Origin of the sequence: uncultured Dietzia sp. (assembly GCF_937873725.1) — a bacterium.
Taxonomy (GTDB): domain Bacteria; phylum Actinomycetota; class Actinomycetes; order Mycobacteriales; family Mycobacteriaceae; genus Dietzia.
The window spans coordinates 1-9,693 of record NZ_CALMYY010000013.1; the positions used below are offsets into that span (position 1 = coordinate 1).

The 9,693-nt window shown below is 68.2% G+C and carries 9 protein-coding genes and 1 pseudogene; all 10 read left to right on the top strand.

Annotation, left to right across the window (positions count from 1 at the left end; genetic code table 11):
• Positions 1-440 (top strand): ABC transporter permease (locus tag Q0444_RS00885; protein WP_299020654.1); only part of this gene is annotated, 440 nt, incomplete at its 5' end.
• Between the two features lie 67 nt (positions 441-507).
• Positions 508-1,293 carry an ABC transporter permease gene (locus Q0444_RS00890; RefSeq protein ID WP_241504350.1) on the top strand — a complete coding sequence of 262 codons (786 nt, stop codon included), beginning with the start codon at positions 508-510 and terminating at the stop codon, positions 1,291-1,293.
• 9 nt (positions 1,294-1,302) lie between these two features.
• Positions 1,303-2,541: an MCE family protein gene (locus Q0444_RS00895; RefSeq protein WP_291085060.1), complete on the top strand. Its 1,239-nt coding sequence runs from the start codon at positions 1,303-1,305 to the stop codon at positions 2,539-2,541.
• Entirely contained in the window at positions 2,538-3,593 is a 1,056-nt protein-coding gene (locus Q0444_RS00900; protein WP_291085062.1) for an MCE family protein, read from the top strand. The genes Q0444_RS00895 and Q0444_RS00900 overlap by 4 nt, the downstream gene beginning before the upstream one ends.
• Positions 3,586-4,734 (top strand): MCE family protein, encoded by a 1,149-nt coding sequence (locus Q0444_RS00905; protein ID WP_291085064.1) that lies wholly within the window; start codon positions 3,586-3,588, stop codon positions 4,732-4,734. The genes Q0444_RS00900 and Q0444_RS00905 overlap by 8 nt, the downstream gene beginning before the upstream one ends.
• The gene (locus tag Q0444_RS00910; protein WP_291085066.1) at positions 4,731-5,996 is read left to right on the top strand and encodes an MCE family protein; all 1,266 of its coding nucleotides are present in this window, start codon (positions 4,731-4,733) and stop codon (positions 5,994-5,996) included. Before Q0444_RS00905 ends, Q0444_RS00910 begins: the two co-directional genes overlap by 4 nt.
• Positions 5,996-7,264 (top strand): MCE family protein, encoded by a 1,269-nt coding sequence (locus tag Q0444_RS00915; protein WP_291085068.1) that lies wholly within the window; start codon positions 5,996-5,998, stop codon positions 7,262-7,264. The genes Q0444_RS00910 and Q0444_RS00915 overlap by 1 nt, the downstream gene beginning before the upstream one ends.
• On the top strand, positions 7,261-8,679 hold the full coding sequence (locus tag Q0444_RS00920) for an MCE family protein (protein ID WP_291085070.1): 1,419 nt from the start codon (positions 7,261-7,263) through the stop codon (positions 8,677-8,679). The genes Q0444_RS00915 and Q0444_RS00920 overlap by 4 nt, the downstream gene beginning before the upstream one ends.
• Positions 8,679-9,221 carry a hypothetical protein gene (locus Q0444_RS00925; RefSeq protein WP_291085072.1) on the top strand — a complete coding sequence of 181 codons (543 nt, stop codon included), beginning with the start codon at positions 8,679-8,681 and terminating at the stop codon, positions 9,219-9,221. The genes Q0444_RS00920 and Q0444_RS00925 overlap by 1 nt, the downstream gene beginning before the upstream one ends.
• Positions 9,218-9,693, top strand: a pseudogene (locus tag Q0444_RS00930) (hypothetical protein); the annotation flags it as partial. The gene Q0444_RS00925 and the pseudogene Q0444_RS00930, both read left to right, overlap by 4 nt.

Here is a 9,693-nt window from a genome sequence, read left to right on the forward strand (position 1 = left end):
GTGCAGACCTCGGAGCGCGCACCATCCGCGAGGAGATCGACGCGATGGAGGTGCTCGGCATCGATCCGGTCAAGCGCCTGGTGGTGCCCCGGGTCGCGGCGTCGACCTTCGTCGCCCTCCTGCTCAACGGGCTGGTGTGCACCATCGGCATCCTCGGCGGGTTCCTCTTCTCAGTGTTGCTCCAGGGAGTCAACCCGGGGGCCTTCGTCAACGGCATCACGCTGCTCACCGGTCTCGGCGAGTTGATACTCGCGCAGGTCAAGGCCGGGTTGTTCGGGATGCTCGCCGGGCTGGTCGCCTGCTACAAGGGGCTCTATGTCCGCGGTGGTCCGAAGGAGGTCGGCAACGCGGTCAACGAGACCGTCGTCTTCGCGTTCATGGCGCTGTTCGTCGTCAACACCGTGGTGACTGCCGTGGGCGTCAAGGTCCTGGGGGCGTGAGGTGACCGTCATCGAGACCACCCGGTTCCCGCGCCTCGCGCGGGCCCGGCACCACACCGTCGGCAGGATCGACGATTTCGGCGGCATCGCTTTGTTCTTCTGGCGAGCGCTGCTGGCCACGCCGCGGGCGCTCACGCATTACCGCAAGGAGACGCTGCGGCTCATCGCCGAGATCGCCATGGGTACGGGCGCGCTGGCGATGATCGGCGGCACCGTGGTGATCGTCGGGTTCCTCACCCTGGCCACCGGCGGCGTGATCGCCGTCCAGGGGTTCTCGTCGCTCACGGATGTCGGGGTCGAGGCGCTCACCGGTTTCTTCGCGGCGTTCATCAACGTGCGAATCGCCGCCCCGGTGATCGCCGGCATCGGGTTGGCGGCCACCATCGGGGCCGGTGCGACCGCCCAGTTGGGCGCGATGCGCGTGTCGGAGGAGATCGACGCACTCGAGGTGATGGCGATCGACTCGGTCACCTACCTCGTCTCCACGCGGATCGTCGCCGGGATGATCGCCGTGGTGCCGTTGTACTCCCTCGCCGTCATCGCCTCGTTCCTGGCGAGCCGGTTCGCGACCGTGGAGATCTACGGACAGTCCGGGGGCGTCTACGACCACTACTTCTCGACGTTCCTCATCCCCACGGACATCCTGTGGTCCTTCGTGCAGGCCATCGCGATGGCCATCACGATCATGCTCATCCACACCTACTACGGCTACAACGCGGCCGGCGGTCCCGCCGGAGTCGGCACCGCCGTCGGAAACGCCGTCCGCACCTCGCTCATCGCCGTGGTGACCGTAACCCTTCTCGTCTCCCTCGCGATCTACGGCGGAGACGGCAACTTCAACCTGTCGGGATAGGAGACACAGATGGCGAGGACGGTGAGTCAGAGCGACGCGGTGCCCAAGCGCGTCGCGGCCGCGAGCCTGGCGCTGTTCATCGTCGTCGTGGTCGCGCTCTCGCTCCTGATGTTCGTGCGCGCCTTCGACGACCGGGTGCCGCTGACCGTGCGCAGCGATCGCGCGGGTCTGGTCATGGAGGCCGACGCGAAGGTGCGTTCGCGTGGCGTCGAGATCGGCAATGTCACCGACATCCGCCAGGAGTTCGACGGTGCGACCCTCGACATCGAGGTGGATCCCGCCGCTCTCGAGGCGATCCCGTCCAACTCGGTCGTGACGATCGGGTCCAATACGGTCTTCGGAGCCAAGTCGGTCGACTTCGAACCCCCGGCGCGCCCTGCCCCGACGGCCCTCGAGGCCGGGGCCGTCGTCGAGACGTCCAACGTCACCACCGAGGTGAACACCCTCTTCGAGGACCTCACCGTCCTGCTGGAGGCGATCGAGCCGGAGAAGCTCAACGCCACGCTGGGCGCCATCTCGGGCGCTGTCGACGGCCGGGGCGAGCAGGTGGGGAGCACGATCACCGATCTGAACGACTACCTGCAGGAGATCAACCCGCAGATCGAGACCCTCCAGCGCGACCTGGCCAAGGGGTCCCGCGTGGCCAACCTCTACGCCGACGTCACGCCTGACCTGATGCGGTTGCTCGACTCCGGCACGGACGTCGGCGCCAACGTGGTCAACAACCAGGCCCGGTTCGAGCAGCTGCTGGCCTCCAGCATCGGAACCGGGGAGACCGGCAAGCGGCTGCTGTCGGAGAACGGCAACGAGCTCGTCAAGACACTGTCGGACCTGCGGGCGTCAACCAGCCTCCTCGCCGAGTACTCGCCCATGCTGACCTGTCTGATCGTCGGGCTCAACCAGGGTGTCGAGGGCGCGATGTCCGCCTTCGGTGGCAAGGACCAGCCGGGTCTCGTGTTCAAGGCCGGTTTCCAGCAGGGTGCGCGCGCGTACGAGTACCCCAAGGACCTCCCGAAGGTCAACGCCAGCACCGGGCCCAACTGCTACGGACTGCCGTTCCCGGACCCGGACGTCCACGCCCCGTTCGTCGTCACCGACACCGGCTCCAACCCCGTGGAGGGTATGCCCGACGTGTTCACCTCTCGCCCCGCGCCGCTCTTCGGTCCGCTCCGTCCGACCGTCCCCGGGGTACCCGCCCCGCCGACCCTGTTGCAGGTCATGCTCGGCATGGACGGGGGCACCCCGTGAGCGCGGGGCGCGCGGCAGCGCGCGACCTCCGCGCCACCGTGGTGAAGCTGACGCTGTTCACCACGGTGATGGCGCTGGTCCTCATCGGTCTGGTGGTGGTCTTCAGCGAGTACCGGTCGGGTGACACCGAGGACTACAACGCCGCCTTCACCGACGTCTCCGGTCTCGAGCCGGGGGACAAGGTGCGGATCGCCGGCGTCGAGGTGGGCACGGTCGGCAGCATCGAACTGGCGGAGGGGAACACCGCCGCCGTGGAGTTCTCGGTGGCCGGGGACCAGGTGGTCCACACCAGCACCGAGGCGATGGTGCGCTACGAGAACCTCACCGGGGACCGGTACCTGGAACTCAAGCGCGGGGAGGGTGACCAGTCCCCGCTCGAGGTCGGCGGGACGCTACCGCTGTCCCAGACGTCGCCGGCCCTGGATCTGGACGCGCTCCTCGGCGGGTTCCGACCGCTGTTCAAGGCGCTCGATCCCGGCCAGGTCAACCAACTGTCCGAGTCCATCGTCAAGGTGTTCCAGGGGGAGGCGGGAACCGTCCAGGATCTGCTCGCCGCCACGTCATCCCTGACGCAGACGCTGGCGGACCGCGATCAACTCATCGGCGACGTGATCACCAACCTCAACGGGGTGCTCACCACGGTGGCGGACAACCAGGACAATGTGGACTCGATCGTCGACGACCTCCAGCAGCTCGTCTCCGGTCTGTCCGCGAATGCCGAGCCGATAGGCGAGTCCGTCGAACGCCTCAACGACGCCAGCGCCAACATGACCACACTCCTGTCCGACGTCCGCCCGGCCCTGCGCGAGGACGTCGCGCAGCTCGACAGGGTGGCGACGCTGATCAACGAGGACGAGCCCTTCGTGGAGGACGTGATCAACCGACTGCCGAGTGACTTCGAGAAGATGGGTCGGCTGGGCGTCTACGGCAGCTTCTTCCAGTTCTACCTGTGCGGCAACATCGTGCAGATCACCGACCCCGCCACCGGGCAGGGGCTCTACATGCCGCAGTACGAGCAGACGACGGGACGGTGTGCCTTCCCCGATGAGTGACGATTCAAGCCAGGCGCCCCCCAAGGCGCCCCGCGGTCAACTCCGGTTCCGAGACCGCGATCCCAAGAAGCTCGGCGTGTGGGGAGCAGTGGGCGCCGTGGCGTTGATGGGGATCTCCCTCAACTACGACCGCATCCCCTACGTCAACGGCATGCGCGACGCGACCGTCTACGTCGCCGACGCCGCGGGTCTCGACACCGGGGACCACGTCCAGGTCGCCGGGATGAATGTCGGGACGGTCCGCAAGATCGAGCTGGACGGTGACCGGGTGAGGGTGCGCTTCGCCATCAACCGGGGTGTCGAACTCGGTGCCGACACCTCCGCGCAGATCAAGACGGACTCGATTCTCGGCCGCCGCGCGCTCGGCGTCTTCTCGGACGGCCGGGGAGATCTCGAGGACAACACGATCCCGATCGAGCGGACCTCCGTCCCGTACTCGCTCACGTCGGCGCTCGGCGACCTCAGCGACACCGTCGAGGCCATGGACACCGACAAGGTGGACGAGGCCCTGACCGTTCTCGCCGAGACCATGGAGGGGTCGTCTCCCGAGGTCCGGGGTGCGATCGACGGGATCACCCGTCTGTCCCGCTCCCTCAACGAACGCGACGAGGGGGTCCGACAACTGCTCGAGAAGGCGGCCGGTACCACCGATGTGCTGGGCAGGCGCAGCGACCAGATCAACCAGCTCATGGTCGACGGCAACACCCTGTTCACACAACTCGACCTGCGGCGTCGTGCTCTCAGCGAGCTCATCATGAACATCGACGAACTCGCGCGTCAGCTGTCGGGGCTGGTCCAGGACAACGAGGCCCAACTCGGGCCCGCCCTGGACAAGCTCGAGCAGGTTTCCGATCTACTGATCCGCAACAAGGACGACATCGACCTGGGCCTGCGTCGGATCGTCCCGTTCTCCACGGCGTTGAGTGAGGCCGTCGCCTCCGGACCGTGGTTCAACGCCTACATATCCAACCTGTCCCTCGGCCACTACCAGCAGACGATCGTGAGGGACCTGTTGCCACTGATCGACGACCGCGTCCAACCCGAACCCGGTCTCGTACGCGAGCCGACCATGCCGGGCGTCCCGGGCCTGACCCTCATGGACGAGCACCCCGGCTGGGGCGAGAAGAGGGTGCCGCGATGAGTCGAATCCTGTCTTCCCCGCTGGCCAAGATCGTGGCGCTGCTCGCCGTGATCGCCCTGGTCGTGGGCGCGGTGTGGTTCTTCACCGCCCGCACCAAGACGATCACCGCCTATTTCCCGTCCACCAGGGGTGTCTACGAGGACGACACCGTGCGGGTCCTGGGTGTGCGAGTCGGCAGCATCTCCGAGATCGCCACCGAGGACGGCAAGTCCAGGGTGACCATGGAGGTCGACCGGGACGTCGCCATCCCGGCTGACGCCAACGCACTGTTGGTCGCGCAGTCCCTCGTGGCCGAGCGCTTCATCCAGCTGACCCCCGCCTTCACCGGTGGGGAGGAGATGCCCGACGGCGGGACGATCCCCGTCGAGCGGACGGCCGTCCCGGTCGAGTGGGACGGGGTCAAGGAGCAGCTCATGAAGCTCTCCTCGGCCCTCGGGCCGACCGGTGACGAGGAGACCGGTCCGCTCGGGGACTTCGTGGAGTCGGCGGATTCGATGCTCGAGGGCAACGGTGGCGAGATCCGCGATGCTCTCAGCGAGGTGTCGCAGACCATGTCGCTGCTGTCCGACGGCCGGGAGAACCTCTTCACCACCCTCAAGAACCTGCAGCTCTTCGTCACGGCCCTGTCCCAGAGCGAGGAGCAGATCGTCTCCTTCGGCGGCAGGCTCGCCAGCGTCTCCCAGGTGCTGGGCGACCAGACCGCGGACATCGATGCGGCCCTGCGCGATCTCGATCTGGCGGTGATGGACATCAACCGGTTCCTGGAGAACCACGGCGACCGTGTCACCACCGGTGTCGACAAGCTGGGCCGGGCGACCGAGGTCGTCCGCGACCGCCGGGCGGAACTGGAGGGCGTGCTGCACGTGGGGCCGACGGCGATGTCGAACTTCTACAACATCTACCGGCCGTACCAGGGTGTGCTCACCGGTGTCCTGGCCATGAACCAGATGGCCAACCCGACCAACTTCATCTGCGGCGCCATCGCCGGCCTGGCCAACAACACCGCCGAGTCCGATGCGCAATTGTGCGCCGAGTACATGGGTCCGCTGTTCAACTCGTTGACCTCCAACTACCCGTACGGCGCGGTCACCCCGCCGATCACCCCGACCGCCGAGCCCCACCAGATCTGGGAGCGGCAGAAGCCCGGGACCCAGACCCCGCCCGGTGTGCAGCCGGTGTCGGACCGCCCGGACCCGCTGGTCAACGTCGTCAACCGTGGGGACAACCTCACCGACACCCTGCTCGTGACGGGAGGTGCCTGATGCTCGGCAACGGATCCGGGTTCCGCCTGCGGGCGGTCGGCGCGCTCGGCACGGTGGTCCTGCTCTCGGGGGCCGGGTGTTCGTGGCAGGGTCTCAACTCCCTTCCGCTCCCCGGGGCCCAGGGCAAGGGTGAGGGTGCCTACGAGGTGACGATCGAGATGCCCAACGTCACGACCATCACCCGCAACTCCCCGGTGCGGGTCAACGATGTCAACGTCGGTTCCATCACCGCCATGCGGGTGGAGGACTACACCGCGATCGTCACGATCAGCCTCAACGAGGAGGTCAGGCTCCCGGCCAACGCCCACGCCAAGATCGGGCAGACCAGCCTCCTGGGCTCCCAGCACCTCGAGCTCTTCCCGCCGCCGGAGGGCGACCCGCAGGGCACACTGGCGGACGGTGACGTCATCCCGCTGGCCCGCGCCGGCGTCTACCCGACCACCGAGCAGACGCTGTCGGCGTTGTCGGTCGTCCTCACCGACGGCGGCCTGGCCCAGTTCGAGACCATCGCCACCGAGCTCAACACCGCCCTGGACGGCCGCGAGATCGACGCCAACGAGGTCCTCACGCAGCTGGACACCACCGTCAGCGGACTCGACGACCAGCGTGCCGACATCATCGCCGCGATGGAGGGGCTCGATCGCCTGTCCCGCCAGATCAACGAGCAGAACGACACCCTCGCCCGGGCCCTGGCCCAAATGCCGGAGGCGCTGACGTTGATCAACGATCAGAAGCAGCAGCTGACCACGGCCCTGGTCTCGCTCGGGGACTTCGGCAACAAGGCCAACCAGGTCATCGATGCGGGCGGCGGGCAGAACCTCGTGGACAACCTCCGCGACGTCACCCCCGTCCTGGAGAGCCTGGCCAACGCCGGACGCGATCTGACCCGTGCGCTGAGCGTGCTCATCACGTTCCCGTTCCCGCAGGCCGGTATCGACAACTTCCTCCGCGGCGACTACGCCAACCTCTACATCCACGCGGACGCCACCATGCCGCGACTGGCGGAGACCATGCTCCTGGGCACCGAGTTCGGTAACCGGATGGCGGGCGTCGAGGGCTACATCGGACTCGCACCGAACCCGCTCGCCGGGGCCGACCCGTACTCCCTCGACGTGCCCCGGCCGGAGCCCGCACCCGACGGCGCGCCCGCACCCGACGGCGTGCCCGCGGCCGCGGGGGCCGCCACCGCGCCGGCGCAGGAGCAGACCGGCGAGGATCCCGCGCCCGCGGAGCCGTCCGCCACCCCGACCGAGGAGGCACCGCGATGACCCGTCTCGTCAAGATCCAGTTGACGATCTTCGCCGTGGTCACCGTTCTGGCCCTCGCGGTCATGTCCGTGTCCTACCTCAAGCTGCCCACGGCCTTCGGATGGCAGCGCACGGACGTCGCCCTGGAGATGCCCGACACCGGCGGCCTCTACCAGAACGCCAACGTCTCGTACCTCGGCAACGTCATCGGTCGTGTCGACTCCGTCACCCTCACACCCGGGTACGTCGTGGCGAACCTGCACTTCGACGCGCGGGCCGATGTCCCGGAGAACGTCCGGGCCCAGATCCGCAGCGTCTCGGCGGTCGGTGAGCAATACGTGGAGTTCGTCCCGGAGGGCGAACCGAGCGGCGAGCTGGCGGACGGGTCCGTGCTCGGGCCAAACCGGGTCGACATGCCCCAGGGGATCGGACCGGTCCTGGACCAGGCCACCGTGCTCATGGCGTCGATCGACGACGCCAAGATGCGACGCGTGATCTCGGAGTCGTTCGACGCGTTCAACGGCTCGGAGCGCGACCTCCAGCGCTTCCTCGACTCCGCCCAACTGTTGCTAGAGGAGGCCCGCTCCAACACGGACGTCACCCGTCAGCTCATCGCCGACGCCGAGCCGGTCCTGGACTCCCAGCTCCGCTCGTCGGACTCGATCCGGGCCTGGACCCGGAACCTCGCGGACCTGACCGATCAGCTCCGGACCAACGAGCCCCAGCTGACCTCGATCATCCAACGCGGCCCGGACTCTCTGGCGCGGGCGACCAAGGTCCTCAACGATCTGCAGCCGACCATGCCGGTGCTGGTCGCCAATCTGGTGAGCGTCGGCGAGGTGGGCGTCGTCTACAACCGCTCCATCGAGCAACTCCTCGTCATCTACCCCGCCCTGGTGTCCTCGCTCATCACCGCCATCAACGGCGCCAAGGACACCGGTGAGATCAAGGTGGACTTCAACCTCCAGATCAACGAGACCCCGCCGTGCACCACCGGCTTCCTCCCGGCCGATCAACGCCGCTCGCCGGCGGATCTCTCGGTGCCGCCGCTGATGAACGGCATCTACTGCAAGGTGCCCCAGGACTCGCAGCAGGTCGTGCGTGGCGCCCGCAACCTGCCGTGCATGGCGTACCCCGGCAGGCGGGCGGCGTCGCCCGCCGAGTGTGCGGCGAACGACTATCAGCCCGAGGGGATCAACCCCCCGGACACGAGCGAGGTCGGTCCGCCCGGGAACAACCCGAACGGGTGGAACGTTGTGCCGTCGTCGGACACCGGTGAACAGGAGATCCGCACGTCGGCCGCGATGTACGACCCGTCGACTGGCGAATACCTGGGGGCCGACGGCAAGACGTATCGTCAGCTCAATCTCGGTGATGCCGGACGACTCTCGGCGGACGCCGACCTGGCCGACATCCTCACGAACGGAGTGACCTAGTGCCACAGCCGGACGACAATCCCGCCGACCGTGGGCGCCTGTGGCTCACCGTGACCGCGGTGGTCGCGGCGGTATGCCTCGTGGCCGCCGTCGTCGCGACGTCGCTGTGGCTGGGTGAGCGGAACGCGGCGGCCTCCGTGCGCGCCGACCGGGCCTCCGCAACCGAACTGGACGCCTCGTACCGTGACTTCGCGACGACCGTGATGACCAAGCTCATGACCATCAGGCAGGAGACGCTGTCGGAGGATGTCGACGAGATCGTCGGCCTGATCGACGGTGATTTCTCGGAGCAGTTCGCGCCTCGCCGCGATTCGTACGAGGACGTCGTCAAGACCACCAATGTCGTCGCCGACGGTGTGGTGTCCGCCGCGGCCGTCGAGCACTCCTACCCCGACCGGGCCGAGGTGATCATGGCGATCGACCAGACCATCGGCAACCCGAAGTCCGATGAGGACCAGGACCGCCAGTACCGTGTGCGCGTGACCGTGAACCGACACGACGACGGCGAGATGAAGGTCACGGGGGTGAACTTCATCCCATGACCACTCCCGACTCCGACATCCGCGCCACCCGTCGCGCCCGGCGCGAGGCCGAACGCGCGGCCCGCGCCCAGCGCAAGGCCGACGCCGCCCGCGAGCGTGCCCTCGAGGCCGCACGGGCCGGTGGGCTGTTCAAGGGCATGGAGGCCATGCCCCGCACCGAGACCGCCGACGCACGAGCGGATGAGGACACCGCCGGCGGGGCGACCGCCCGGCCGGCCTCCGCGACGCCCTCGCCCTCGCCGGCGCCGGCGTCCCGCGAACCGATCGACCCGGCTCGTCGGCGCACCCTGATCACCGCCCTGGCGCTGGTGTCGGCGGTCCTCGTCGTCGTCACCGGCCTGGCCACGTGGCAGTACGTCGAGGCCCGCGAGGCGACGGCGATCGAGGAACAGATCGCGGCCGCGCCCCGGGCGGCCACCGACGCGGCGCGCGAGATCGCCACCCAGATGTTCACCTACGACCACCGGACGGT

Bases quoted from the DNA above. Each gene is read 5' to 3' on its own strand.
- Q0444_RS00920 (WP_291085070.1), top strand. From the start codon at position 7,261: ATGACCCGTCTCGTCAAGATCCAGTTGACGATCTTCGCCGTGGTCACC.
- Q0444_RS00910 (WP_291085066.1), top strand. From the start codon at position 4,731: ATGAGTCGAATCCTGTCTTCCCCGCTGGCCAAGATCGTGGCGCTGCTC.
- Q0444_RS00905 (WP_291085064.1), top strand. From the start codon at position 3,586: ATGAGTGACGATTCAAGCCAGGCGCCCCCCAAGGCGCCCCGCGGTCAA.
- Q0444_RS00915 (WP_291085068.1), top strand. From the start codon at position 5,996: ATGCTCGGCAACGGATCCGGGTTCCGCCTGCGGGCGGTCGGCGCGCTC.
- Q0444_RS00895 (WP_291085060.1), top strand. From the start codon at position 1,303: ATGGCGAGGACGGTGAGTCAGAGCGACGCGGTGCCCAAGCGCGTCGCG.